Source organism: Halomonas beimenensis (assembly GCF_002549795.1).
Lineage (GTDB): Bacteria > Pseudomonadota > Gammaproteobacteria > Pseudomonadales > Halomonadaceae > Halomonas > Halomonas beimenensis.
Window position 1 is genome coordinate 1,987,148 of sequence record NZ_CP021435.1, and the last position, 25,884, is coordinate 2,013,031.

Consider the following 25,884-nt stretch of genomic DNA (forward strand, 5'->3'; position numbering starts at 1 on the left):
GGCAAGCCCATGGCCCGACCGCTCTGGCAACCGACGCCCACGGCCATCGAGGCCGCGGGGATGACCCGCCTCATGCGTCGCATCCAGCGCGAGCACGGCGTGTCGCTCACCGACTATGCCGGGCTGCACGCCTGGAGCGTCGATCATCCCCGGGCCTTCTGGTCCCTGCTGTGGGATGCCTTCGACATCGTCGCCGAGACCCGCGGCGAGCGGATCCTGGCGCATCCCGACGCCATGCCCGGGGCGCGCTGGTTCCCGGACGCCCGACTCAACTTCGCCGCCAATCTGCTGCGCCGCCGGGACGCGCACGCGGCGCTGATCGCCCATGACGAGCGCGGCCGCCGCCGCGTGCTGGGCTACGATGAGCTGTATCGCCGGGTGGCGGGCCTGGCCAAGGCGCTGCGCGACGCCGGCGTGGTCCCGGGCGACCGGGTCGCCGGCTTCGTGCCCAACAGCGAGCATGCGGTCATCGCCATGCTCGCCGCCACCAGTCTCGGGGCGGTCTGGTCGTCCTGCTCGCCGGACTTCGGCTTCCAGGGCGTGCTCGACCGCTTCGGCCAGATCGCGCCCCGGGTGCTGATCGCCGCGGACGGCTACACCTGGAACGGCAAGCCCATCGACACCCGGGAGCGGCTGGCGGCGATCGCCGCCGCCATCGACGGCCTGGAGCGGGTCGTGGTCTTCCCCTTCCTCGACGACGCCGCCCGCCTCGCCGGCATCCCCAAGGCCGAGCCCTGGGACGACTTCCTGGACGACACCGCCACGGAGATCGACTTCGTCCCCCTGCCCTTCGACCACCCGCTCTACATCCTCTTCTCCTCCGGGACCACCGGTACGCCCAAGTGCATCGTCCACGGCGCCGGCGGCACCCTGCTCCAGCATCTCAAGGAGCACCGGCTGCATACCGAGCTGTCCGCCTCGGACGTCTTCTTCTACTACACCACCTGCGGCTGGATGATGTGGAACTGGCTGGTCTCGGGCCTGGCCAGCGGCGCCACCCTGGTGCTCTTCGACGGCGCCCCCTTCGCGCCCGGCCCGGAGGCGCTGTGGGCCATGGCCGAGCGCGAGGGCGTGACGGTGTTCGGCACCAGCGCCCGCTACCTCGCCGCCTGCGAGAAGGAGGGGCTGCGCCCCGGCCGGGACCATGACCTCTCGCCGCTGCGCACGGTGCTGTCCACCGGCTCGGCGCTGACCCACGAGTCCTTCGACTACGTCTATCGGGACATCAAGGCCGACCTGCTGCTGGCCTCGATTTCCGGGGGGACCGACATCGTCGCCTGCTTCGCCCTGGGCTGCCCGATCCGCCCCGTCTACCGCGGCCAGCTGCAGTGCCGCGGGCTCGGCATGGCGGTGGACGTCTTCGACGACGACGGCCGTCCCCTGCGCGGGGAGAAGGGCGAGCTGGTCTGCACCCGCCCCTTCCCGTCCATGCCCCTCGGGTTCTGGAACGACCCGGACGGCGAGCGCTACCGCGACGCCTACTTCGCCACCTTCCCCGGCGTCTGGGCCCATGGCGACTACGCCGAGATCACCCCGGAGGACGGCCTGATCATCCATGGCCGCTCCGATGCCGTGCTGAACCCGGGCGGAGTGCGCATCGGCACCGCCGAGATCTACCGCCAGGTGGAGAAGGTCGAGGAGGTGCTGGAGTCGCTGTGCATCGGCCAGGACTGGCAGGGCGACACCCGCGTGGTGCTCTTCGTGCGCCTCCGGGAGGGGCAGGCCCTGGACGACGCCCTGTGCCGCAGGATCCGCGAGACGATCCGCGCCAACGCCACCCCGCGGCACGTCCCGGCGAAGATCATTCAGGTCGATGACCTGCCCCGCACCCTGTCCGGGAAGCTGGTCGAGCTGGCGGTCCGCAACGTGGTTCACGGACGCCCGGTCAAGAACCGCGAGGCCCTGGCCAATCCCGAGGCGTTGTCGCTGTTCGAGGACCTGCCCGAGCTACAGGAGTGACCCTCGTCCGGCCACGCCGTTAATGGCGTGGCTGGGCACCCCCGCCGGGATCCATTAGCATTGTCGCTCATACCAAGGACGAAGGAGACCCGGCATGTCCACGCTCAGGGGGATCGTCAGCCTGCTGCTGCTGACCCTCAACACCCTCTTCTGGGCGGTGCCGCTGATCGCGCTCACCCTGCTCAAGCTGGTGACCCCGGGACGCCCCCTGCGTCGCCGCGTGCTCGGCGGCCTCAACGCCGTGGCCCTGGGCTGGATCGACGTCAACCTGTGGTGGATCCGCCGCTGGCTGCGCCCCGACCTGCGACAGGAGCTCCCCGCAGGGCTGACCCCGGACGACTGGTGGCTGGTGATCGCCAACCACCGCAGCTGGACCGACATCTTCGTGCTCTTCCTGGCCCTGCACCGCCGCCTGCCCATGCCGCACTTCTTCGTCAAGCGTCAGCTGATCTGGATCCCCGTGGTCGGCCTGGCCTTCTGGGCCATGGAGTTTCCGATGCTGCGCCGCTTGACCCGGGAACAACGGGAACGACATCCCCACCTGGCCCGACGCGACCGGGAGGCCACCGAGCGCATGTGCCGACATGCCCGAGAGCGCCCCATCGCCATCTACAACTTCGTCGAAGGCACCCGCTTCACCCCGGCCAAGCACCTCGCCCGTCAGAGCCCCTACCGCCACCTGCTGCCGCCCCGGGCCGGCGGCATCGCCCAGGTGATGGGGCTGCTGGGCGACCGCCTCGGGGGGATCCTGGACGTGACGATCCGCTACGAGCGCCCCGAGCCACGCTTCTGGGACTTCCTCTGCGGCCGCGAGGGCGCCATCCACCTGAGCGCTCGATCCCTCGCGGTTCCCGCCTGGATGACCGACGGCGACTACCACCAAGACCCGGACTACAAGGAACGCTTCCATTCATGGCTCAACGCCCTCTGGCAGGCGAAGGACGCCACCCTCGACTCGCTCTGATCCTGCTGCTGGTCCTCTGGCTGTCGGGCTGCGCCGGGGGCACGACCGGCTGGCAGGCCCCTCCCCTGGCCGGCAACTGGGTGACCATCCAGCGGGGCGACACCCTGGGGGAGATCGCCCGCCGGGCCGACGTCCCGCTGGTTCGCCTGCAACGCTTCAACCCGGGAGTCGATGCGCGCCGCCTGGCCGTGGGCCAACGCATCCTCGTGCCCACCCGGCGCGAGCGAGCGCCTGCCGGCGGCCCCTACCGCTATCAGGTCCGCCCCGGGGACACCTATTCCGCCATCGCCCGCCGTTTCGGCAGCACCCCGCAACGGCTGGCCTCGGCCAACCCGGGAGTGCCCGCCACCGGCCTGCGGGTCGGCCAGCTGGTAAAGGTGCCCCTGGACGGCGGCAGTCGCCGTTCGCCCTCCTCCCGCGGCGACGATGCGGCTGCGACCGCCGCGACGCCGCGCCGGTTGCCGGATCCCGGCCCGGTGCCGGACGCGGCCCGCGGCTGGCCCTGGCCGCTGGAGGACTACCGGATCGTGCGCGCCTTCGGCCAGGACGACCGGGGCACCCTGCAGCCCATGCTGCTGGCCACCCCCGAGCCGGCTCGGGCCAAGGCGGTGGCCGACGGCGAGGTCCGCTTCGCCGACAGCATGCGCCAGCTCGGCCGGGTGGTCATCGTCCACCATCCGGACAACCTGCAGAGCGTCTATGCGCTGTGCCACCGACTGCTCGTCGACCGCGGTACCCGCGTGAGTCGCGGCACGCCCCTGTGCGAGGTGGGCCGGCACGCGGCCACCGGCCGGCATGACCTGCTGTTCGACATGCGCCATGGGGGCAAGCCCATCGATCCCGCCCGGGTGCTGCGCTGATGCCCGGTCATCCTCCCGTCATCCGATCGTCGCCATGCCGTCATTCCGCCGCGGCATCGTCGGGATGGAGGGCGGCCATCCCGGCCTGCCGACGGCAAGAGGACGGACATGCGCATCTGCCTGGTCAGCGAAACCTGGTCCCCCGACATCAACGGTGTCGCCCATACGCTGGGGCGACTCAGCGAGGAGCTTCGGCAGCAGGGCCATGATCTCCAGCTGGTTCGTCCCCGGCCGGCCGGGGGACGCCATCGCGCCACGGGCATGAGCGCCGAATTGCAGGTTCCCGGCTTCGCCCTGCCGGGATACCGGGAAGTGCGCCTGGGGCTTCCGGCGGCCCGGCGCATCCGTCGCCTCTGGGAGGCCGAGCGTCCCGACGCGGTCTATGTCGCCACCGAGGGCCCCCTGGGCTGGTCGGCGCTGGCAGAGGCGCAACGCCTGCGGGTGCCCGTGGTCGGGGGATGGCACACCAACTTCGACCACTACTGCCGGGACTATGGCGTCGCCTGGCTCCGCCCCCTGGTGCTCCGCCGCCTGCGTGTCTTCCACAACCGTTGCGGTGCCACCCTCGTGCCGACCCGGGCCCAGGCCGAGGCACTCGCCGCCCGTGGGTTCGAGCGGGTGCGGGTGATGGCCCGGGGCATCGAGGGCGAGCGCTTCTCCCCGGCACACCGGGACCCGGCCCTGCGGGCGGCCTGGGGCAGCGATGCCCACCGCCCCGTCGCCCTCTACGTGGGGCGCCTGGCGGTGGAGAAGAACCTCGACCTGCTGCGCGACACCTTCGCCGCCATGCTCGAGGCACGCCCGGACATGTCCCTGGTGGTGGTGGGCGACGGCCCGGGACGGGCCGGCCTCGAGAAGGCCCTGCCCCAGGCCCGCTTCACCGGTTTCGTACCGCCGGAGGCGCTGGCCCGGCACTATGCCAGCGCCGACCTGTTCATCTTCCCGTCGATCTCCGAGACCTGGGGCAACGTGGTCCTCGAGGCCATGGCCAGCGGACTGGCCGTGGTGGCCTTCCGGCATGCCGCCGGCGCCGAGCTGATCGACGACGACGTCAACGGCGTCAGCCGCGCCGTCGGGGACGAGACGGGCTTCCGCGAAGCCGCCGTGGCCCTGTGCCAGCAGCCTGCCCGCTATGCCCGGCTGGGCCGCGCCGCCAGGGAACGCGCGCTGCACTGCCGCTGGCCCGCCATCGCCGACGATTTCCTCGCCGCCCTGCACCTCGCCCGGGAGATGTCCGATGAAACCTCGCGCCCCTGCCGTGTTTGAACGGCTCGACCTGCTGGAATGGCCGTACTGCCAGAGACTGGCCGCCTTCAGCATTCACCGCCCCTGGCTGGCCACGCTGCGACTGGCCAGCAAGGCCGGCGACTGGCCGATCTGGGTGGCCCTCATCCTCGCCCAGCCCGGTCTGCACGACTCCGGCGGCTGGCACCTGGCCGCGCATTATGGCCTCACGGCCCTGGTGGCGATCGCCTTCTACCGCCTGGTGAAGACGCGGCTGTGTCGCGAACGGCCCTTCATCACCTTCTCCGGCATCGCCTGCCGGGAGCCCGCCCGGGATCGCTACAGCTTTCCCAGCGGCCACACCATGCATGCGGTGATGTTCGCCACCCTGGTGGCGGCCCACACGCCCTGGCTGCTGCCCTGGCTGCTCCCGGTGGTCGCGCTGATCGCCGTGTCACGGGTCGGCCTGGGGCTGCACTACATCAGCGACGTCCTCGCCGGCGCCGCCATCGGCTACGGCATTGCGCTGACGAGCCTGCCGCTGGCGGGATGACCGCGTCCCTGGCAAGCTCGGCGCATGACATCGACCACTCCCGACGGCGAGCGTCTGCTGACGTCGCCCTGCCTGATCCGTTTCCCGCGGCTGCTCGGCGATGAGGCCGACGGGGCCCTGGCCCGCCTGGACCGGGAACTGGACTGGCAACGCCCGAGCCTGCGGCTCTTCGGTCGCGACCACCCCATCCCCCGCCGACAGGTCTGGATGGGCGATGCCGCCTACCGCTATTCCGGGCGAGATTTCGCGCCGACGCCCTGGCACCCCGTCGTACGGACCATCCACGAGGCCGTGGTGGCCCGCCTGGCGGCCGCCGGCGTCGCCGCCCGCTTCAACAGCGTGCTGCTCAATCGCTACGACGGCGGGACGGATCGGATGGGCTGGCACTGCGACGACGAACCGGAACTCGGCGAGGCACCGCTGATCGCCGCCGTCAGCCTGGGAACCGAACGCCCCCTGCGCTTTCGCTGGAAGGACCGCCGCGCCCCGGCCTTCAACGTCGCCCTGCCCCACGACAGCCTGCTGCTGATGGGCGCCGGGACCCAGGACGCGCTGGAGCATGCCCTGCTGCCGCGCCGCCTCGAGGGCCTGCGTCTCAGCCTCACCTTCCGCTGGGTGCATCCCTGAATGAGGAAGGCGACCACCCCTCGCGGGATGATCGCCTTCGAGACCGAAAGATAACGGTATAAGATCAGCCGCGATAATACCCCGGCGTGACGAAGGGCATCTTGCTGACGGTCATCGGCAGGCGCTTGCCGCGCACCTCGGCATAGACGGTAGTGCCGACCTCGGCCTGGTCGATGGTCACGTAGCCCATGGCCACCGGCTTGCCGACGGTGGGGCCGAACCCGCCGGAGGTCACGATGCCCACCGGATTGCCCTCGGCGTCGACGAGCTCGGCGCCCTCACGGACCGGCGCCCGCCCCTCGCCCAGCAGGCCGACCCGCTTGCGGCGGTGATCCTTCTCGGCGACCTGATGAAGGATCAGGTCGGCGCCCGGGAAGCCACCGGCACGCTCGCCGCCACGACGGCGCGGCTTGCCGATGGCCCAGATCAGGCCGCCTTCCACGGGCGTGGTGCCGGTGTCGATGTCGTGGCCGTAGAGGCAGAGGCCGGCCTCGAGGCGAAGCGAGTCCCGAGCCCCCAGACCGATGGGTTCGACCTCCTGCTCGGCGAGCAGGCGACGGGCCAGGGCCTCGGTCTGCTCGGCGGACACCGAGATCTCGAAGCCATCCTCGCCCGTATAGCCGCTGCGGCTGATCCACACGGGAATGCCGTCGATCTCGAAACGGCCGTGCTGCATGAAGACCATGTCGCAGGCCTCGGGGCAGAGGCGCCCCATGACCGCCGCGGCCTGGGGGCCCTGCAGGGCCAGCAGGCCGCGATCCAGCACCTCGACTTCATGACGAGGCAGCCCCCGGCGCAGGTGGGCGATATCCTGCTCCTTGCAGGCCGCATTGACCACGAGGTAGAGGTGATCGCCGGCGTTGACGATCATCAGGTCATCGAGGATCCCGCCTTCCTCGCTGGTGAACAGGCCATAACGCTGCATGCCCTCGCCCAGCCCCACCAGATCGGCGGGGACCAGGGTCTCCAGGGCCTCGGCGACCTTGTCGCCGCGCAGCAGGACCTGTCCCATGTGCGAGACATCGAACAGGCCACAGGCCTCGCGGGTGTGCTCGTGTTCCTTCTTGACGCCCAGCGGGTACTGCACCGGCATGCTGTAGCCGGCGAAAGGCACCATCTTGGCGCCGAGTTCCACGTGCAGGTCATGAAGCGGGGTCTTGCGTTGTTCGGTCATCGGTTCGTATCACCCTTGCCATGAGATGGGCGGAGGCGGCCGGGTCGCCGGCCACCCGACCGCTTACTTGCTGAGGTCTTCGCCCGGCAGGATCTCCTTGCCGTCGAAGTAGTCCTTGGTGAGCTTGAACACCACCGGCGACAGCAGCGCCAGGGCGATCAGGTTGGGGATGGCCATCATGGCGTTGAACACGCTGGCCAGCAGCCAGACGAAGCCCAGCGGCAGCACCGAGCCGACGAAGATCGCCAGGATGTACACCACCCGGTAGAACTTGATGGAGGCCACGCCGAACAGGTACTCGAAGCACTTCTCGCCGTAGAAGGCCCAGCCCAGGATGGTGGTGAAGGCGAACACCGCCAGGGCGAAGGACACCACGTACTGGCCGACGCCCGGCAGGGCCTCGTTGAAGGACAGCGCGGTCAGCGAGGCACCGGTCTCGCCGGAGGTCCAGGCGGTGGTGAGGATGGCCAGGGCGGTGATGGTGCAGACCACGATGGTGTCGATGAAGGTACCGAGCATCGCGATCAGGCCCTGACGCACCGGGTTCTTGGTCTGGGCGGCGGCGTGGGCGATGGGGGCGCTGCCCAGGCCTGCCTCGTTGGAGAAGACACCGCGTGCCACGCCGAACTGGATGGCCTTGGCCACCGCGGCGCCGGCGAAGCCACCCGCCGCGGAGATCGGCGTGAAGGCGTGGCCGAAGATCAGCCCCAGGGCGTGACCGACCTGGTCGGCGTTGATGATCAGCACCAGCAGGCCACACAGGATGTAGGCCACCGCCATGATCGGCACCAGCTTACCGGCGACCTTGGCGATCCGCTTGATGCCGCCGAGAATCACGGCGCCGGCCAGGATCATGATGACCAGGCCGGTGATCCAGTGCGGCAGGCCGATGGACTGCCCCAGGCCATCGGCCACGGAGTTGGACTGGACGGTATTGCCGATGCCGAAGGCGGCCACGGCCCCGAAGAGCGCGAAGGCGCCACCCAGCCAGGCCCACTTCCGGCCCAGGCCGTTGCGGATGTAATACATGGGCCCGCCGACATGGTCGCCGGCCTCGTCCACCTGGCGATACCGCACCGCCAGCACGGCCTCGGAGAACTTGGTGGCCATGCCGACCAGGGCGGTGATCCACATCCAGAACACCGCGCCCGGCCCGCCGAGGAAGATGGCGGTCGCGACCCCGGCGATGTTACCGGTGCCGATGGTGGCCGACAGCGAGGTCATCAGGGCATTGAAGGGCGAGACCTCGCCTTCGCCTTCCTCGCCCTTGGCGGTGCTGCGGCCCTGCCACAACAGCTTGAAGCCCATGCCCAGCTTGCGGATGGGCATCACCTTCAGGCCGGCCTGCAGGTAGAGGCCGACCCCCAGCAGCAGCACCAGCATCAAGGGGCCCCATACGACCCCTTCGATGGCTGTCAGAAAATTGGTCAAGGTTTCCACGTCTCGTCTCCCTTAAGGTTGTTGTTATGCACCAACGTGCATGCCTCACGGCTGGGTGACACCAGCTCCGATACGAACCCGCGTACCATAGCGGATCCTTCCGTTGGCGCTCCAGTCTCCTATAGGAAAATTTGGCAATTTTTGCCCGCAGCAGGACAAAGTATAGTCGGCTTCCGCCCTGTCACCGTGGCAATCGTCCGCGCATACCGCGCTCTGCGCCGTTAAGGAGAAACTTGTTTCCTATAGGAAACAGGCGCTACTCTAGCGGGGGCCATCCCTCGGGGCAAGCCCGCCAGGACCGGCGCCGGGGCGCTCGTCGCCGACGCCCGGTCACTGCCCCGGAGGATTCGCCGGCCCTCGAGGCAGGCATTCACGGCGAGTCCCGCCTAAGCTGGGGGAGGACGACCCGCCGGGGAGCGAGCCCCGCGCCCGGGACTCGCCAAACGACGCCGAGGGCGTTAGGATGCCCCGGTATCAGAAAACCTTTTTCGTATAGGAAATCGTCATGAGCGCTATCCCCGCCAACCTGCGTTACACCGAAAGCCATGAATGGGTCCTGGACAACGGCGACGGCACCGTCACCATCGGCATCACCGACCATGCACAGGAAGCCCTCGGAGACGTGGTCTTCGTCGAGCTGCCCGAGGTGGGCGCCGCCCTGGCCAAGGGCGACGAGTTCGGCGTGGTCGAGTCGGTCAAGGCGGCCTCCGACCTCTACGCCCCGATCGCCGGCGAGGTGGTGGCGGTGAACGAGGCGCTGGAGGACGCGCCCGAGACCCTCAACGAGTCTCCCTACGAGGATGGTTGGATCATGAAGCTGCGCCTCGAGGACGCCGCCGCCCTCGAGGGGCTGCTGGACACCGACGCCTACCAGGCCGTGGCCGACGCCGACGACTGATCCCGGCCTTCCGGGGCCGGCCCGGGACATCGCCGATGCGGGCGACGCCCGGGACCGCCGGCATCACGGCGTCCGGCCCCACCCTTCCCGTATTCCCCTCCCGGCACCGGGTACGACATCGCAATAGGGTATTCCATGGCTTTCGAACAACGCCGCCTGGCCGAACTGGCCAATCACGATGCTTTCCTCCATCGCCACAACGGTCCCGAGGCGGCCGACGTGGCCACCATGCTGGACGCCCTGGGCATGGACAGCCTGGCCAGCCTGATCGAGCGCACCGTGCCCGCCGGCATCCGCCTGGGGCGCGAGCTCGACCTGGACCCGCCCCGCAGCGAGGCCGAGGCCCTGGACTACCTGTATCGCCTGGCCCGCCAGAACCGCGTCGCCAAGAGCTACATCGGCCAGGGCTACTACGATACCCACCTGCCGGCGGTCATCCAGCGCAACGTGCTGGAGAATCCGGGCTGGTACACCGCCTACACGCCCTACCAGCCGGAGATCTCCCAGGGCCGCCTGGAAGGCCTGCTCAACTTCCAGCAGATGGTCATGGACCTGACCGGCATGAGCCTCGCCAACGCGTCCCTGCTCGACGAGGCCACCGCCGCCGCCGAGGCCATGGCGCTGTGTCGCCGCGCGAACAAGAAGGCCAAGACCAACGCCTTCTTCGTGGCCGACGACGTCTTCCCCCAGACCCTGGACGTGGTGCGCACCCGGGCCCACTACTTCGACTTCGAGCTGGTGGTCGCCCCGGCCGAGGAGCTCGCCTCCCACGACGTCTTCGGCGCCCTGCTGCAGTACCCGGGGGACGGCGGCCGGGTCCACGACCTCGCCGCGCTGCTGGCCGCGGCCCGGGAGCGCGGCATCATGACCTGCGTGGCCGCCGACATCATGGGCCTGGTGCTGCTCAAGGAGCCCGGCGCGCTCGGCGCGGACATGGTGGTGGGCTCCGCCCAGCGCTTCGGCGTGCCCTTGGGCTTCGGCGGCCCCCATGCCGCCTTCTTCGCCACCACCGACAAGCTCAAGCGCTCGATCCCGGGCCGCATCATCGGCGTCTCCCAGGACAGCCGCGGCGAGACCGCCCTGCGCATGGCCATGCAGACCCGCGAGCAGCACATCCGTCGCGAGAAGGCCACCTCCAACATCTGCACCGCCCAGGCGCTGCTGGCCAACATCGCCGGCTTCTATGCCGTCTACCACGGCGCCGAGGGCCTGCGTACCATCGCCGGGCGCATCCACCGCCTGACCACCATCCTCGCCGAGGGCCTGAGCCGCTCCGGGGTCACCCTGGTCCACGACAGCTGGTTCGACAGCCTGCGCCTGACCGGCGTCGATGCCCGCAAGATCCATGGCCGCGCCATGGCCCACGACGTCAACCTGCGCTACTTCGCGGGCGGCGACGTCGGCGTCAGCCTGGACGAGACCACCACCGCCCATGACCTGGATCGACTGTTCGACGTCCTGCTGGACGAGGAGCACGGCCTGTCCGTGGCGGCGCTGGACGCCGAGATCGTCGAGGCCGGCAAGACCGGCATCCCGGCGGCCAGCCGGCGCGAGTCCGACTTCCTGACCCATCCCACCTTCCGCCGCTATCACAGCGAGACGGAGATGCTGCGCTACCTCAAGCGCCTGGAGAACAAGGACCTGTCGCTGGCCCACGCCATGATCCCGCTGGGCTCCTGCACCATGAAGCTCAACGCCACCACGGAGATGATCCCCATCACCTGGCCGGAACTGGCGCGCATCCATCCCTTCGCGCCCAAGGATCAGGTGGCCGGCTACCAGCAGATCATCGATGAGCTGGCCGACTTCCTGGTGGAGATCACCGGCTACGACCACATCTCCATGCAGCCCAACTCCGGGGCCCAGGGCGAATACGCCGGCCTGGTCGCCATCCGCCGCTACCAGGCGGCCCAGGGCCAGGGCCACCGGGACGTCTGCCTGATTCCCAGCTCCGCCCACGGCACCAACCCGGCCTCCGCCGCCATGGCGCACATGAAGGTCGTGGTCGTCGAGTGCGACGAGGACGGCAACATCGACCTGGGCGACCTGCGCGCCAAGGCCGAGCAGCACGGCGACAGCCTTTCGGCGATCATGCTCACCTACCCGTCCACCCACGGGGTCTTCGAGGAAGGCGTGCGCGAGGCCTGCGACATCGTCCATGCCCACGGCGGTCAGGTGTACATCGACGGCGCGAACATGAACGCCCAGGTCGGCCTGGCCCGCCCCGGCGACTTCGGCGGCGACGTCAGCCACCTCAACCTGCACAAGACCTTCTGCATCCCCCATGGCGGCGGCGGCCCCGGCATGGGCCCGATCGGCGTCAAGGCGCACCTGGCGCCCTACGTCTCGAACCACGTGGTGCGCCCGCTGGACGGCGTGAACCCCGATGCCGGCGCGGTCTCCGCCGCCCCCTACGGCAGCGCCTCGATCCTGCCGATCTCCTGGGCCTACATCAAGATGATGGGCGCCCGGGGCCTGCGCGAGGCCACCGAACTGGCGATCCTCGGCGCCAACTACATCGCCACGCGCCTCGGCGAGCACTACCCGGTGCTCTACAAGGGCCGCAACGGCACCGTGGCCCACGAGTGCATCATCGACATCCGTCCGCTCAAGGCCGCCTCCGGCATCAGCGAGGAGGACATCGCCAAGCGCCTGATGGACTACGGCTTCCACGCCCCGACCATGTCCTTTCCGGTGCCGGGCACCCTGATGATCGAGCCCACCGAGTCGGAGTCGCTGTTCGAGCTGGACCGCTTCTGCGACGCCATGATCGCCATCCGCGAGGAAGTCGCCCGGGTCGAGGCCGGCGAATGGCCGGCGGACGACAACCCGCTGGTCAATGCCCCCCACACCATGGCCGACCTGATGGACGCCGACTGGGAGCGCCCCTACTCCCGCGAGCTGGGCGCCTTCCCCTCCGAGGCGGTCAAGGCGGCCAAGTACTGGCCGGCGGTGAACCGCGTCGACAACGTGCTCGGCGATCGCCAGCTGATCTGCTCCTGCCCGAGCATCGACGCCTACCGGGAGTGATCCCGGCCGGCCGAACGCAACGCGCCCCGCCATTCGGCGGGGCGCTTGCGTTGCTAGGGCCGCGGCGTTGCCGAGGAGCGACGAGTCGGCTTGGCGCTCATCGCCAGGCGTCGGGAAAGCCGAGCGCCGGGGAAAGCTCATATCCTTCGCCGATGATGAAGGACGCGCTCAGGCCAGTCCTTCCCCCGCCTCGGCGAGACTCGGCTCGCCATGGCCATAGCGCTCGTGGCGGCGATGCTCGCGGAAGGCCTCGAGCAGGCGGGTATAGCGCCGGGGCATCCGCATGCCACGCCGGGTGACCAGGTAGAGGGTCTCGTGGATGGGATGCGGCAGGGTCAGCTCCTTGACCTGCCGCTGCCAGGGCGAGGTCTCCAGCACCAGCCGCGATACCACCGTGAAGCCGAGGCCCCGGGCCACGGCGTCCAGCACCATGCTGACCTCGTTGGTGAAGCCCTGGCGGGGGAAGTGGCTCATGGAGCGGAACTCGCCGGGGAAGTTGTGGCGCAGCAGGACCCCGGCGTGATTGACGCCGTCGGTGTAGCTGATGAAGCCGAGCCCCATCAGGTCGGTGAGCCCGGTGCCGGCGAACTCCGCCGGCACGACCAGGCAGAGCGACTCCTGGTGCCAGGCCTCGCAGTCGATCTCCGGATGGCGGACCGCCTCGGTGACGATGCCCAGGTCATGGCGACCGGCCAGGACGTCGCTGACGATCTCGTGATTGAAGGCGAAACTGTAGCTGACCGTCAGCCCGGTGTGCATCTGCTGGTGGCCGAGGATGAAGGGATAGAGCATCAGCCCGACGCTGCCCGGGGAGGCGATGCGGCACTCCCCGCTGTCGAGGCTCTCGTCATCCAGCGAATGGCGAAACTGCTCGTGCTCGGCGAACAGCTTGACGGCGTAGTCGTAGGCGCGTCGCCCGGCCTCGGTCAGCACGAAGCGCCGCCCCTGGCGGTCGAGCAGCGACTTGCCCAGGTACTGCTCGAGCTTGCGGACGTGCTGGCTGACCCCGGGCTGGGTCATCTCCAGGCGCCGGGCCGTGCGGGTGAAGCTGCCGGTCTCGACGAGGGTGATGAAGGTGCGAAAATACTGGGCGTTGAACATGACGGGTCGCTTCATGGCGGGGACCGGGCACCCCCATTCTACCAGTTCGGCGCTCTCGCCGCAGCGCTGCGCGGCGCCGGGCGGCGTGGTAGCATCGAGGGACGGCGGCCCCGCGCCGCCCCCTTCTCCAGTGACACGGACGCGCTGCATGGCCGATACCATCTCCAGCACCATCTCCCCGGAAGGCAGCCTCGAGATCCTCTCCCAGCACGAGGTCAACCGGCTGCACGACACCTCCCGCACCGGGCTGCACGACCTGCTGCGCAGCTGCGCGCTGGCGGTGCTCAACTCCGGCAACCCCACCGACGACGGCCTGGCCCTGATGGAGACCTACCCCGATTTCGACATCGAGGTGCTCCAGCAGGATCGCGGGGTGCGCCTCAAGCTGACCAACGCCCCGGCCGAGGCCTTCGTCGACGGCAAGATGATCCGCGGCATCCGCGAGCACCTCTCCTCGGTGTTGCGCGACATCGTCTATGTCTACAACGAGATCCAGACCCACCATCGCTTCGACCTGTCCACCGCCGAGGGCACCACCAACGCCGTCTTCCATATCCTGCGCAAGGCCGGGACCCTCAAGCCCAGCCGCGACCCGAGCATGGTGGTCTGCTGGGGCGGGCACTCCATCTCCCGGGAGGAATACGACTACACCAAGCACGTGGGCTATCACCTGGGCCTGCGCGAGCTCGACATCTGCACCGGCTGCGGCCCGGGAGCCATGAAGGGCCCCATGAAGGGGGCCAACGTCGCCCACGCCAAGCAGCGCCGCCACGAGGGCCGCTATCTGGGGGTCTCCGAGCCCGGCATCATCGCCGCCGAGGCCCCCAATCCCATCGTCAACGAGCTGGTGGTGATGCCCGACATCGAGAAGCGCCTGGAGGCCTTCGTGCGCCTGGGCCACGGGATCATCGTCTTCCCCGGCGGGGTGGGCACCGCCGAGGAGATCCTCTACCTGCTCGGCATCCTGCTGCATCCGGACAACGCCGACATGGAGCTGCCGGTGATCCTCACCGGGCCCGCCGATTCGGCGGACTACTTCCGGCGCATCGACGAGTTCCTGGTCTACACCCTGGGCGAGTCGGTACGCCGGCTGTACGACATCATCATCGACGATCCCGTGGAGGTGGCCCGCACGATGCGCAAGGGGATCGACGGCGTGACCGAGTACCGCCGCGCCCGCCAGGATGCCTTCTACTACAACTGGCGGCTCACCGTGGCCCGGGACTTCCAGGAACCCTTCGAGCCGACCCACGACTCCATGGCGGCCCTGGCGCTGCACCGCGAACAGCCGGTCCACGAACTGGCCGCCAACCTGCGCCGGGCCTTCTCGGGCATCGTCGCGGGCAACGTCAAGGAGCGCGGCATCCGCCTCATCGAGGCCCATGGCCCCTTCCGGCTCAGCGCCGAGCCCGAGCTGATGGCCCGGCTCGACGAACTGCTGAACTCCTTCGTCGCCCAGAACCGCATGAAGCTCGCCGGGGACTATGTGCCCTGCTATACGCTGGGCTGAGAAGGAAGAGGGAAGAGCCGGTTCGAGTAGTAAGTGGAAAGTGGAAAGCAACAAGTGGAAAGTAGGCAAGGAGGTCATCGCCCCTTGCTCCCAGGGCACTCGCATGAGAAGAACGCTTCTCATCGGAGGCGATATCACGATGGCCTGTACCGCCGCGCGATGGCGGTGAGCAAAGGGGATCTTTTGCCACCCAGGGCGTCTGTCGGCGCCAATCGCTCAGTAAACTGAGCTTCCCCAGGCCAGGGCTGTCTTGTGCCTGAGACGCATTAATGATGTGCGATCGCCCTGCCCTTGCTACTTGTCACTTGCTACTCGCTGCTCTCGAGCGGCTTCCACCACAGCCCGAGGGCATGCAGCAGCAGCCCGAGGGTCGCGCCATGGGACACCAGGATCGCCCAGCCCTGCCAGCCGGCGGCCAGCAGCTGCCAGCCGGCGGTGAGCGCCACCCCCGCCACCAGGCACACCGCCAGGCGCCGCAGCAAGGCCGGCAGGCGGCGGCGTGCCTCATCGGCCAGCAGCCGCCAGTGGGCCAGGGCCACGCCGATGACCACCACCAGGGCCACCCCCAGCAGGGTCAGGCGGGATTGGTGGCCGCCCAGCAGGTAGCGCGGCAGGGTAACCAGCATCACCACCGCCAGGCCCAGCAGCAGGCTGAAGCGTTCCGGTGTCGGCGTCGCCCCCATGATCAGGCCACCTTCAGCCGCTGGGTCTCGATCCACTCCGCCACCCAGGGCAAGGCGGCATCGTCGGCCATGAAGGTCTCCATGGCGTCGATCTCCAGTCGCTCGCCGAGGCGGGTGGCCCCCTGCCCCTGGAGCAGCTCGTCCAGGGCGCGACCGGCGCCACAGTAGGAATCGACGTACGAGCTGTCGCCGAGCGCGATCAGGCCATAGCGCAGGCCGACGAGCCCCGGGCTCTTCGCCTCCAGGTCGCGCACGAAGGGCAGCAGGTTGCCGGGAATGTCGCCGCTGCCGGTGGTGGAGACGCAGAACAGCGCCAGGTCGGTGGGCGAACCCACGAGGTCGTCCAGGGTCGGCTGGTCGAAGATCTCGACCCGATAGCCGGCCTCCTCGAAGAGCGGCTGGATCTGCTCGGCCACGTCCAGGGCGCCGCCGTACATGGTGCCTACGAAGATCTTGAGCATGGGCATGTGAAGGATTTACTTGAGAATTTCAGTCGGATACTAGCATGACTCGCCACCCCGGGGCGAGACGGTACGCCGCACCCGGCGGACCTGCGTCACGGCACAAGACCGAGTATAATGCTCGGCCTTACGTTCCCCTGACCCGCCCGGAGGCGAGATGACGCAGACCTTCGAAGCCTGGATCACCCCCCTGATGATCGGCGGCCTGATGCTGTTCATGTGCTTCATCATCTGGGACCTGGCCAAGCAGTCGAAGGCCGGCCGCTTCGGCACCCTGATGCTGTTCGTGGTGCTCGGCGCCGGCATGCTCGGCTATGTGTTCAAGGTGGTGATCACCTGGGCGCTGGAGAACGGCGTGGTGTGACCGCCCCTCTCCCCCGACGCAAACGCCGACGCCACCCCGCGGGGTGGCGTCGGCGTTGATGGCGACATGGACGGCGTCAGTCATGCTCGGGATGGTAGTCCTCGACCTGGCTCTTGAGCTTCTGGCCGGGACGGAAGGTCACCACCCGCCGGGCGGAGATCGGGATCTCCTCCCCGGTCTTGGGATTGCGCCCCGGCCGTTCCCGCTTGTCACGCAGGTCGAAGTTGCCGAAGCCGGACAGCTTGACCTGCTCGTTCTCGCGCAGGCAGGCCCGGATCTCCTCGAAGAAGGCTTCCACCATGGACTTGGCCTCCCGCTTGGAGAGACCCAGCTCGGCGTGCAGGTGTTCGGCCAGTTCGGCCTTGGTCAACGCCCCCATGTCGCTTCCCTCTCGCTGCTGGTCGAGCCCCGACACGCTCATGCGCGGAGCTCGGCGCCCAGATGCTGCCGCGACTCCTCGACGATGGCATCGACCAAGTGGTTGATTTCCTCGTCATTTAGCGTGCGCGAAGGATGCTGCCAGGTCAAGCCCAGGGCGACGCTCTTGCGCCCCTCGGGCACCCCCTTGCCCTGGTAGACGTCGAACAGCCGGGCTTCCACCAGCCATTCGCCCGCCCTGGCATGCACGGTGTCGAGCAGCGCCTGCTCGGGGCGATCGTCGTCGACCAGGAAGGCCAGGTCCCGTCGCACCTCGGGATAGCGCGACAGCGGCGTGAAGGCCGGCACCCGCCCCTGGACCAGCGCATCGAGACGCACCTCGCAGAGCACGGCATCGACCTTGAGGCCCAGCCTGCTCCGCACCGCCGGATGCAGGGTCCCGATCCAGCCGGCTTCCTCGCCGCGATACAGCACCCGGGCACACTGACCGGGATGCAGGGCCGGATGCTCGGCGGGCTCGAACCGCCAGGCCTCGAGCTCGCCGCCCAGGGCGAGCAGGCTCTCCAGATCCCCCTTGAGGTCGAAGAAATCGACCGGCTCCTTGCCGCCGGCCCAGCCCTCGGGCGACCGGGGGCCGCAGGCCAGGGCACCGAGCATCGGCACCTGGTGCAGGCCGTCGAGCTCGCCGCGGAACACCAGCCCCGTCTCGAACAGCCGCACCCGGGTCTGCTGGCGATTGAGGTTGTGCTGCAGCGCGCGGATCAGGCCCGGGAAGAGGCTCGCCCGCATCACCGAGAGGTCGCTGGAGATGGGGTTCGCCAGGGTCGGCGACACCGCCTCCGGCAACAGGGCCTGCTGAAGCTCCGGGGCGACGAAGCTGTAGGTCACCGCCTCGAAGTAGCCCCGGGCGACCATCTGCCGACGCAGGCGAGACAGCGGCGTGCTGGCCTCGTGATCGGGCTTGAGCGCCAGGCGTGCCGCCGGACGCCGCACCGGCAGACGGTTGTAGCCATGGATACGCGCCACCTCCTCGATGAGGTCCTCCTCGATGGCGAGATCGAAGCGCCAGCTCGGCACCCGGGCGTGCCAGCCGTCCGCCACGGCGTCCACGGCCAGGCCGAGTCGCTCGAGGATCTCGGCGACTTCATCGCCGGGCAGCGCCTTGTCCAGCGCCTGGTCCAGGCGCGCACGGCGCAGCAGGACCTCCCGGTCGCCGGGCAGCCGGTCCACGTCGGCGACCTCCACGAGGGGCCCGGGCTCGCCGCCGACGATCTCGAGCAGCAAGGCGGTGGCCCGCTCGGCGGCCTCGCGGGCCAGGGCCGGGTCCACGCCCCGCTCGAAGCGGTGGGAGGCATCGGTATGCAGCCCATAGGAACGCGCCTGGCCGGCCACGGCCAGCGGGGAGAAGTGCGCCGCCTCCAGGAAGATGTCGCGGGTCTCGGGCCCCACGCCGGAGTGCTCCCCGCCCATCACGCCGGCGATGGCCAGGGGCGCCCGCTCGTCGGCGATGATCAGGGTGCCGTCGGACAGGGTCACCTCCTGGCCGTCCAGCAGCACCAGGCGCTCGCCCTCGCGGACCTCGCGGACCACCACCGCCCCGTTCAGGTTGCCCCGGTCGAAGGCGTGCAGCGGCTGACCCAGCTCCAGCATCACGTAGTTGGTGACGTCCACCACCGGATCGATCGCCCGGATGCCGCCGCGACGCAGCCGCTCGACCATCCACAACGGGGTCTCGGCGGTCACGTCGACCCCCTTGATCAGCCGCCCCAGGTAGCGGGGACAGCCCGCGGCGTCCTCGACGCGGACCGGGAAGGTCTCGTCGTGGACGGGCGCCACCGGGGCAATCGCCGGCCCCTCGACGGGCAGCCGGTTGAGCACGCCGACCTCGCGGGCCAGCCCCTTGACGCTCAGGCAATCCCCCCGGTTGGGGGTCAGGTCCACCTCGATGGTGTGGTCGTCGAGGCCCAGGTAGGCGCGCACGTCCTCGCCGACCGGGGCATCGGCCGGCAGCACCAGGATGCCCGCCGAGGCCTCCTCCTCGAGCCCCAGCTCGGAGGCGGAACAGATCATGCCCCGGGACTCGACGCCACGGAGCTTGGCCTTCTTGATCTTGAAGTCGCCGGGCAGCACCGCCCCGACCCGGGCGAAGGGCACCTTCTGACCTTCGGCCACGTTGGGCGCACCGCAGACGACCTGGACCCGCTCGCCGCTGGCATCCTCGACCTGGCAGACGTTGAGCTTGTCGGCATCGGGGTGCGGCGCCTTGGCGACGACCTCCGCCACCACCACGCCGTCGAAGGCGGCGGCGACGGGCTCGATGGCGTCCACCTCCAGGCCGGCCATGGTGATCTGGTCGGCCAGGGCCTGGGTCGCCAGCGCCGGGGAGACCCATTCACGCAGCCACTGTTCGGAAAATTTCATGACTCATCCTATCGCTGTGTGCTGGAGACGTTCAGGCGAACTGCTTGAGGAAGCGCAGGTCGTTGTCGAAGAACAGCCGCAGGTCGTTGACGCCGTAGCGCAGCATGGCCAGGCGCTCGGCGCCCATGCCGAAGGCGAAGCCGGTGTAGCGCTCGGTGTCGATCCCGGAGTGGCGGAAGACCTCCGGATGCACCATGCCGCAGCCCATCACCTCGAGCCAGCCGCTGTGCGAGCAGACCCGGCAGCCGTCGCCGTTGCACATCACGCACTGGATATCGACCTCCGCCGAAGGCTCGGTGAAGGGGAAGTAGGACGGTCGGAAACGCACCGAGAGGTCGTCGCGCTCGAAGAAGGCGTGAAGGAAGTCCTCGATGGTGCCCTTGAGGTCGGCGAAGCTGACGTCCTCGTCGACCAGCAGCCCCTCCACCTGGTGGAACATGGGGGTGTGGGTCAGGTCGGAGTCGCTGCGGTAGACCCGCCCCGGGCAGACGATGCGGATCGGCGGCTCGGCTTCCTTCATCGTGCGCACCTGCACCGGCGAGGTATGGGTGCGCAGCAGCCGGGTCGCATCGAAGTAGAAGGTGTCGGCCATGCCCCGCGCCGGGTGGTGGGCGGGGATGTTGAGGGCCTCGAAGTTGTGGTAGTCGTCCTCGATCTCCGGGCCGACCGCCACCTCGTAGCCGATCCGGGTGAAGAGCCCCTCGATGCGCTCCAGGGTGCGAGTCACCGGATGCAGGCCGCCGCTCGGCTGGCCGCGACCGGGCAGGGTCACGTCGAGGCGCTCGGCGGCGAGCCGCGCCTCCAGGGCGGCCTTCTCCAGGGCCTGGCGGCGCGCATCGATGTCCTGGGCCAGGGCCTGCTTGGCCTGGTTGATGCGCTCGCCGGCGGCCGGTCGCTCCTCGGCGGGGAGCTTGCCGAGGCCCTTGAGCAGTGCGGTGATCTCGCCCTTCTTGCCGAGGTAGCGCACGCGCAGCTCGTCCAGGGCGGCCATGCTGTCGGCGGCCTGGATGGCGTCGCGGGCCTCGGCGACCAGAGTGGGAAGGTGGTCCATCCGTTATGCTCCGAATCTTGATCAGGGTGTCGCATGCGAAAAAAACAGGGGAAGAGCGGCTGCTCTTCCCCTGCGACGATCAGCGAGACGGTGCACCCGGCCGGGCGAGCCGTCCCGTTATCGAGACCACTTACTGGGCAGCCTTGGCCTTCTCGACGATGGCGGCGAAGGCGGCCTTCTGGTTGACGGCCAGGTCGGCCAGCACCTTGCGGTCGATCTCGATGCCGGCCTTCTTCAGGCCGCCGACGAAGCGGCTGTAGGACAGGCCGTGCTGCCGGGCACCGGCGTTGATGCGCTGGATCCACAGGGCGCGGAACTGGCGCTTGCGCTGGCGACGGTCGCGGTAGGCGTACTGACCGGCCTTGATGACGGCCTGCTTGGCGACGCGAAAGACGCGTGAACGGGCACCGTAGTAGCCCTTGGCCTGCTTGAGAATCTTCTTGTGACGACGACGGGCGACGACACCACGCTTGACGCGAGTCATGGCTTACTCCTGACGATTAAGGGTTGGCAACCAAGGGTTACAGGTTCGGCAGCATGCGCTGCACGAGCTGCTTGTCGGCGTCGTGGATCTGCTTCATACCACGCAGCTGACGCTTCCGCTTGGTGGACTTCTTGGTCAGGATGTGGCTCCGGAACGACTGCTTGTGCTTGAAGCCGTTGGCCGTCTTCTTGAAGCGCTTGGCAGCGCCGCTGTTGCTCTTGATTTTCGGCATGAGATGAACTCCGCTCGAGATTGTTGAGAAAACCCGGGGCCGGTGGCCGGTGCATGGCCGGCCACCCGTTTGACGGGCCGTCGGATCACTTCTTCTTGGGGGCAATGATCATGATCATCTGGCGCCCTTCCATCTTGGGGAAGGACTCCACGGTGCCGATCTCCTCGAGATCGGCGGCGATCCGCTCCATCAGCTTGCGACCGAGGTCCTGATGGGCCATCTCGCGTCCGCGGAAACGCAGGGTCACCTTGCCCTTGTCGCCACCTTCGAGGAAGCGCTTCAGGTTCTTCATCTTGACCTGATAGTCGCCCTCGTCGGTGCCAGGCCGGAACTTGACTTCCTTGACCTGGATCTGCTTCTGCTTCTTCTTCTGTGCCGCCTTCTGCTTCTTCTGCTCGAAGACGAACTTGCCGTAATCCATGATCTTGCAGACGATCGGATCGGCGTTGGAGATCTGGACGAGATCCATACCGGCGGCTTCGGCGCGCTCCAGCGCCTCGCTGGTGGGCAGGATGCCCAGCTGCTCGCCGTCGCTGTCGATCAGGCGAACCTGATCCTCGGTAATGCGCTCGTTCATCGGGGGCCGCTTGTCCTGCGGGCGCCCTCTGGGGTTGCTTCGCTTGATGGTTCCGTCTCCACTTTAGCCTTGGAAGATGTCGTTATAACCGCTCGGCCCGCACCTTGTCGATGAAGGCGTCCACCGGCAGGGTGCCGAGATCCTCACCCTCGCGGGTACGGACGGCGACCGAGTCGGCCTCGACTTCCTTATCTCCCACCACCAGGAGATAGGGGACCTTCTGCAACGTATGCTCGCGGATTTTAAAGCCGATTTTCTCGTTCCTCAAGTCCGCCTTGACGCGCAGGCCGATTTTCTGCAGGCGCCGCTCGAGCGCCAGGGCGTAATCGCGCTGGGCGTCGGTGATGTTGAGGATCGCCGCCTGCTGGGGAGCCAGCCACAGCGGCATGGCGCCGGCATGGTGCTCGATGAGGATGCCCAGGAAGCGCTCGAAGGACCCCAGGATGGCGCGATGCAGCATCACCGGCGTCTTGCGGCTGCCGTCCTCGTCGACGAATTGCGCCCCGAGCCGGCCCGGCAGGTTGAAGTCGAGCTGCAGGGTGCCGCACTGCCAGACCCGGTTGAGGCAGTCGCGCAGCGAGAACTCGATCTTGGGCCCGTAGAAGGCCCCCTCCCCCGGCTGCAGCTCCCAGTCCAGGCCGGTCGCATCCAGCGCCGCCTCCAGGCCCGCCTCGGCGCGATCCCAGAGCGCCGCCTCACCCATGAAGTCGTCCGGGCGGGTCGACAGCTTGAGCTCCACGTCCTCGAAGCCGAGATCCTTGTAGACCTTGAGGGTCAGGGCGATGAAGGCCTCGGCCTCGGCCTGGATCTGCCCCTCGGTGCAGAAGATGTGGGCGTCGTCCTGGGTGAAGCCGCGCACCCGCATCAGGCCATGCAGCGAACCGGACGGCTCGTTGCGGTGGCAACTGCCGAACTCGGCCAGGCGCAGCGGCAGGTCGCGATAGCTCTTGAGCCCCTGATTGAACACCTGCACGTGGCAGGGACAGTTCATCGGCTTGACCGCGTACTCGCGCTTCTCCGACTCGGTGGTGAACATCAGCTCGCTGTAATGCCCCCAGTGCCCGGAGGCCTTCCAGAGCGAGAGGTCCACCACCTGCGGCGTCTTGATCTCCTGATAGCCGTTGTCGATCTGCACCCGGCGCATGTACTGCTCGAGGGCCTGGTACATGGTCCAGCCATTGGGGTGCCAGAAGACCATGCCCGGCGCCTCCTCCTGGAGGTGGAAGAGGTCCATCTTCTTGGCGAGCTTGCGGTGATCGCGCTTCTCGGCCTCCTCCAGGCGCTTCAGGTAGGCCTTGAGCTGCTTCTTGTCGCCCCAGGCGGTGCCGTAGATGCGGGTCAGCATCGGCCGCTCGGCATCGCCGCGCCAATAGGCGCCGGCCAGCTTGGTCAGCTTGAAGGCCTTGAGGTGCCGGGTGTTGGGCACGTGGGGCCCCCGGCACATGTCGGTGTACTCCTCGTGATGATAGAGCCGGATGGTCTCGCCGTCGGGGATCTCGCGGACGATCTCCTGCTTGTAGGGTTCGTCCCGGTGCAGGAAGGTCAGCATCGCCTTGTCCCGGTCGACGTATTCGCGGACCACGTCATAGCCCTTCTCGATCAACGCCTTCATGCGCTGCTCGATGGCCTCGAGGTCCTCCGGCGTCGCCGCACGACCGAAGTCGATGTCGTAGTAGAAGCCGTCCTCGATCACCGGGCCGATGGCCATCTTGGCGTCGGGATACAGCTGCTTGACCGCATGGCCGATCAGGTGGGCGCAGGAGTGACGGATGATCTCGAGACCTTCGGGGTCCCGGGCGGTGATGATCGCCACCTCGGCGTCGTGGTCGATGACGTCAGCGGCATCCACCAGCTCGCCGTCGATGCGCCCGGCCACGCAGGCCTTGGCCAGGCCGGCACCGATGCTCTCGGCCAGCTGCATCACGGTAAGCGGTTCGTCGAAGGTTCTCTGGCTGCCGTCCGGCAGGGTCACGATGGGCATGATGAAGCGTTTCCTTGTGCGCAGTGGTGATCCATACCAAGGATCACGTGTCGCCAGAAAGAATGGTCGGGGGCACGGGCCCGGACAGGGCGGCGGCAGACGCCCGCTCGCCGAGGCCGCGGTTCGACGCGGCATCCCATCGGCACAGGCTCCGTGGAATCCTCCCGCGGCGGCAACGGCGCGACGGCCGATGCGCAGCCCGGGCCGTAAAGCGCCGTCTAGCCTAGCAAAGCCGTCCCCGTGGCGCCATGGGAGGCAGCACGAAAAGAGGCGCCCGAAGGCGCCTCCGTGGGGGGTCGCCGCCGGCGAAGGGGCGGCGGGCCTCAGGCGGGGATCATTCCCACTCGCCGAGTTCGACGCGGCGGTTCTGGGCCCGGCCGGCGTCGGTCTCGTTGCTGGCCACCGGCTGGGACTCGCCATAGCCGACGGTGCGCATGCGATCGCGGTCGACCCCCTGGGCGGCCAGGTAGTCGGCCACGGAATCGGCTCGGCGCTGGGACAGATCCTGGTTGTAGGCCTCGCTGCCCACGGCATCGGTGTGGCCCTCGATGCGGACGCGGACGTTCTCGTTGGCGATCAGCTTGTCGGCGACGCCATCGAGGATCTGCTCGGCCCCCATGGTCAGGGTGGCGGAGTCGAACTCGAAGTTCACGTCACGCAGCACCAGGTCTTCCACGCAGCCCAGCGCGTTGACCTCGGCGCCGGCCGGAGTGCCCGGACACTGGTCCTGGTAGTCCGGCACGCCGTCACCGTCGGAGTCCAGCGGACAGCCCACGGCGTCCACGGCCACCCCGGCCGGGGTACCCGGACACTGGTCGTTGGCGTCGATCACGCCGTCACCGTCGGTGTCCCGCGGAGCCGGGGCCGGCTTGTCCGGCTCGGCGCACAGGAAGGCCCCGATGGCGGCACCGGTGGTCCCGCCGATGGCGGCCCCCTGGTCCTCGTCGGAATCGCTGCTGGCGGCGTAGCCGATGCCGCCGCCGATCAGGCCGCCGGCGAGACCGCACACGGTGGGGTGCTGGTACCAGGCACGGTCGGAGGAGGCGCTTTCCCCCATGCCGGACGATTGGGAGGCCGAGCTGGCACAGCCGGTCAGGCCGACCACCAGTGCGGAACCAAGCAGCAAGCCAGTCGTAGATTTCTTCATGTAAGACTCCTTCTTTACACACATCTGGCATGGGCAACGTCAGCGAAGCCATCCAGGGATCCGATGGTACGGCCAACGGAGGCGAACAGCGTTCGCCTACACCGACCAAGAAAGCACGAAATCGCGTTTTCGGCCAGTGAAGACGCGCAGATGACCCGGGTTTCCATTCGCATATGAGCCATCTGCGGTGCGGGGACAAGCTTGCCGAAGCGGGCCCGGCAATGCAATCGAACGACTGTGCGAGATCGCCGACACGTCGCCTCAGTGCAGGGAACCGGGCCAGTCCCGGCGGAAGGTCAGGGCGGCATCGGCGGCCTCGAGCACGGCCTCGCCCAGCTCGTCCTCCACCGCCAGGCGTTCCCGATCCTCCCGGAAGCGCTCCTTGGGACTCAGCGCCTGGCGCGCCGAGTGGGTGTGCAGATGACGGGTGCGTCGGTGGACCTCGCCGAAGGCCCGGAACTCGGCACGCTCGACCAGGCCGGGATCGAGGATGTCGAGCAGGGTCTTGCAGCGCCAGGCCCCCTCGGTGATGTCGACCTGACGCTGGAGGAGCGCCGAGGCCACGAGCTCGAGGTTCTCGAGGCAGTTGTCGTGGGCACGGCGCAGCTCATCCCGGCGGAAGGCTTCGCGTCGGCGCACCTCCTTCCAGAGGGTGAGGGCGTAGGCGCCGAGACCGGCGACGAGGGCCAGTCCCAGGCCGAGCAGGATCAGCGCGGTAGTGGTGGTCATGGAGGGTATCCGGACGGTCGGGAAAGTGAAGGCCCA

General features: G+C 68.7%; 24 protein-coding genes. 10 read left to right on the top strand and 14 right to left on the bottom strand.

The features are described 5' to 3' along the window. Positions 1-9: 9 nt before the first annotated feature. The 6 genes from BEI_RS09435 to BEI_RS09460 all read left to right on the top strand — a co-directional run bounded on the left by BEI_RS09435 (position 10) and on the right by BEI_RS09460 (position 6,187). Positions 10-1,959, top strand: coding sequence for an acetoacetate--CoA ligase (locus BEI_RS09435; RefSeq protein ID WP_097789285.1), 1,950 nt, complete (start codon positions 10-12; stop codon positions 1,957-1,959). A gap of 94 nt (positions 1,960-2,053) precedes the next feature. Continuing rightward, positions 2,054-2,923 carry an acetyltransferase gene (locus BEI_RS09440; RefSeq protein ID WP_097789286.1) on the top strand — a complete coding sequence of 290 codons (870 nt, stop codon included), beginning with the start codon at positions 2,054-2,056 and terminating at the stop codon, positions 2,921-2,923. Beyond that, complete coding sequence (locus BEI_RS09445) at positions 2,872-3,783, top strand: LysM peptidoglycan-binding domain-containing protein (protein ID WP_097789287.1); 912 nt, start codon at positions 2,872-2,874, stop codon at positions 3,781-3,783. Before BEI_RS09440 ends, BEI_RS09445 begins: the two co-directional genes overlap by 52 nt. 108 nt (positions 3,784-3,891) lie before the next feature. Beyond that, a complete protein-coding gene (locus BEI_RS09450) occupies positions 3,892-5,049 on the top strand; it encodes a glycosyltransferase family 4 protein (RefSeq protein WP_097789288.1) in 1,158 nt (385 codons plus the stop codon). Then, a complete protein-coding gene (locus BEI_RS09455) occupies positions 5,021-5,560 on the top strand; it encodes a phosphatase PAP2 family protein (protein ID WP_097789289.1) in 540 nt (179 codons plus the stop codon). Before BEI_RS09450 ends, BEI_RS09455 begins: the two co-directional genes overlap by 29 nt. 24 nt (positions 5,561-5,584) lie before the next feature. Further along, entirely contained in the window at positions 5,585-6,187 is a 603-nt protein-coding gene (locus tag BEI_RS09460) for an alpha-ketoglutarate-dependent dioxygenase AlkB family protein (protein ID WP_097789290.1), read from the top strand. Positions 6,188-6,251: 64 nt separating this feature from the next. On the opposite strand, the gene gcvT is transcribed toward BEI_RS09460, so the two are convergent. Beyond that, on the bottom strand, positions 6,252-7,361 hold the full coding sequence (gene gcvT, locus BEI_RS09465; RefSeq protein ID WP_097789291.1) for a glycine cleavage system aminomethyltransferase GcvT: 1,110 nt from the start codon (positions 7,359-7,361) through the stop codon (positions 6,252-6,254). 63 nt (positions 7,362-7,424) lie between these two features. After that, positions 7,425-8,801 (bottom strand): alanine/glycine:cation symporter family protein, encoded by a 1,377-nt coding sequence (locus BEI_RS09470; RefSeq protein WP_097789292.1) that lies wholly within the window; start codon positions 8,799-8,801, stop codon positions 7,425-7,427. Positions 8,802-9,306: 505 nt separating this feature from the next. Between BEI_RS09470 and gcvH the strand changes: the two genes are divergently transcribed. Continuing rightward, positions 9,307-9,699: a glycine cleavage system protein GcvH gene (gene gcvH, locus BEI_RS09475; RefSeq protein ID WP_097789293.1), complete on the top strand. Its 393-nt coding sequence runs from the start codon at positions 9,307-9,309 to the stop codon at positions 9,697-9,699. A 135-nt stretch (positions 9,700-9,834) separates the two neighbouring features. Next, the gene (gene gcvP, locus BEI_RS09480; RefSeq protein ID WP_097789294.1) at positions 9,835-12,729 is read left to right on the top strand and encodes an aminomethyl-transferring glycine dehydrogenase; all 2,895 of its coding nucleotides are present in this window, start codon (positions 9,835-9,837) and stop codon (positions 12,727-12,729) included. Positions 12,730-12,897: 168 nt separating this feature from the next. Here gcvP and BEI_RS09485 read toward each other — a convergent pair whose 3' ends face one another. Then, positions 12,898-13,830: a LysR family transcriptional regulator gene (locus BEI_RS09485; protein WP_097789295.1), complete on the bottom strand. Its 933-nt coding sequence runs from the start codon at positions 13,828-13,830 to the stop codon at positions 12,898-12,900. Positions 13,831-13,978: 148 nt separating this feature from the next. On the opposite strand from BEI_RS09485, the gene ppnN reads away from it, so the two are divergent. Then, positions 13,979-15,340: a nucleotide 5'-monophosphate nucleosidase PpnN gene (gene ppnN, locus BEI_RS09490; protein WP_097789296.1), complete on the top strand. Its 1,362-nt coding sequence runs from the start codon at positions 13,979-13,981 to the stop codon at positions 15,338-15,340. Positions 15,341-15,648: 308 nt separating this feature from the next. On the opposite strand, the gene BEI_RS09495 is transcribed toward ppnN, so the two are convergent. Next, complete coding sequence (locus BEI_RS09495) at positions 15,649-16,023, bottom strand: hypothetical protein (protein WP_097789297.1); 375 nt, start codon at positions 16,021-16,023, stop codon at positions 15,649-15,651. Positions 16,024-16,025: 2 nt separating this feature from the next. After that, the gene (locus tag BEI_RS09500; RefSeq protein WP_097789298.1) at positions 16,026-16,490 is read right to left on the bottom strand and encodes a flavodoxin domain-containing protein; all 465 of its coding nucleotides are present in this window, start codon (positions 16,488-16,490) and stop codon (positions 16,026-16,028) included. Positions 16,491-16,641: 151 nt separating this feature from the next. Here BEI_RS09500 and BEI_RS09505 point away from each other — a divergent pair, with 151 nt between their 5' ends. Next, positions 16,642-16,848 carry a DUF2788 domain-containing protein gene (locus tag BEI_RS09505; RefSeq protein WP_097789299.1) on the top strand — a complete coding sequence of 69 codons (207 nt, stop codon included), beginning with the start codon at positions 16,642-16,644 and terminating at the stop codon, positions 16,846-16,848. Between the two features lie 76 nt (positions 16,849-16,924). Here the strand turns inward: BEI_RS09505 and ihfA are convergent, their stop codons facing one another. From ihfA to BEI_RS09550, 9 genes are all read right to left on the bottom strand, one after another. After that, entirely contained in the window at positions 16,925-17,227 is a 303-nt protein-coding gene (ihfA, locus tag BEI_RS09510) for an integration host factor subunit alpha (protein ID WP_097791044.1), read from the bottom strand. Between the two features lie 38 nt (positions 17,228-17,265). Next, positions 17,266-19,647, bottom strand: a complete 2,382-nt coding sequence (gene pheT, locus BEI_RS09515) for a phenylalanine--tRNA ligase subunit beta (protein ID WP_097789300.1) — start codon at positions 19,645-19,647, stop codon at positions 17,266-17,268. A gap of 31 nt (positions 19,648-19,678) precedes the next feature. Continuing rightward, positions 19,679-20,698: a phenylalanine--tRNA ligase subunit alpha gene (pheS, locus tag BEI_RS09520; protein ID WP_097789301.1), complete on the bottom strand. Its 1,020-nt coding sequence runs from the start codon at positions 20,696-20,698 to the stop codon at positions 19,679-19,681. 130 nt (positions 20,699-20,828) lie between these two features. Further along, positions 20,829-21,182, bottom strand: a complete 354-nt coding sequence (gene rplT, locus BEI_RS09525; protein ID WP_097789302.1) for a 50S ribosomal protein L20 — start codon at positions 21,180-21,182, stop codon at positions 20,829-20,831. A 37-nt stretch (positions 21,183-21,219) separates the two neighbouring features. Further along, on the bottom strand, positions 21,220-21,414 hold the full coding sequence (rpmI, locus tag BEI_RS09530) for a 50S ribosomal protein L35 (protein WP_016854829.1): 195 nt from the start codon (positions 21,412-21,414) through the stop codon (positions 21,220-21,222). An 85-nt stretch (positions 21,415-21,499) separates the two neighbouring features. Next, a complete protein-coding gene (infC, locus tag BEI_RS09535) occupies positions 21,500-22,039 on the bottom strand; it encodes a translation initiation factor IF-3 (protein ID WP_097789303.1) in 540 nt (179 codons plus the stop codon). Positions 22,040-22,073: 34 nt separating this feature from the next. Further along, positions 22,074-23,972: a threonine--tRNA ligase gene (gene thrS / locus BEI_RS09540; RefSeq protein WP_097789304.1), complete on the bottom strand. Its 1,899-nt coding sequence runs from the start codon at positions 23,970-23,972 to the stop codon at positions 22,074-22,076. A 334-nt stretch (positions 23,973-24,306) separates the two neighbouring features. Then, positions 24,307-25,119 (bottom strand): OmpA family protein, encoded by an 813-nt coding sequence (locus tag BEI_RS09545; RefSeq protein ID WP_097789305.1) that lies wholly within the window; start codon positions 25,117-25,119, stop codon positions 24,307-24,309. A 261-nt stretch (positions 25,120-25,380) separates the two neighbouring features. Then, the gene (locus tag BEI_RS09550; protein ID WP_097789306.1) at positions 25,381-25,848 is read right to left on the bottom strand and encodes a DUF2489 domain-containing protein; all 468 of its coding nucleotides are present in this window, start codon (positions 25,846-25,848) and stop codon (positions 25,381-25,383) included. Positions 25,849-25,884 lie beyond the last annotated feature (36 nt).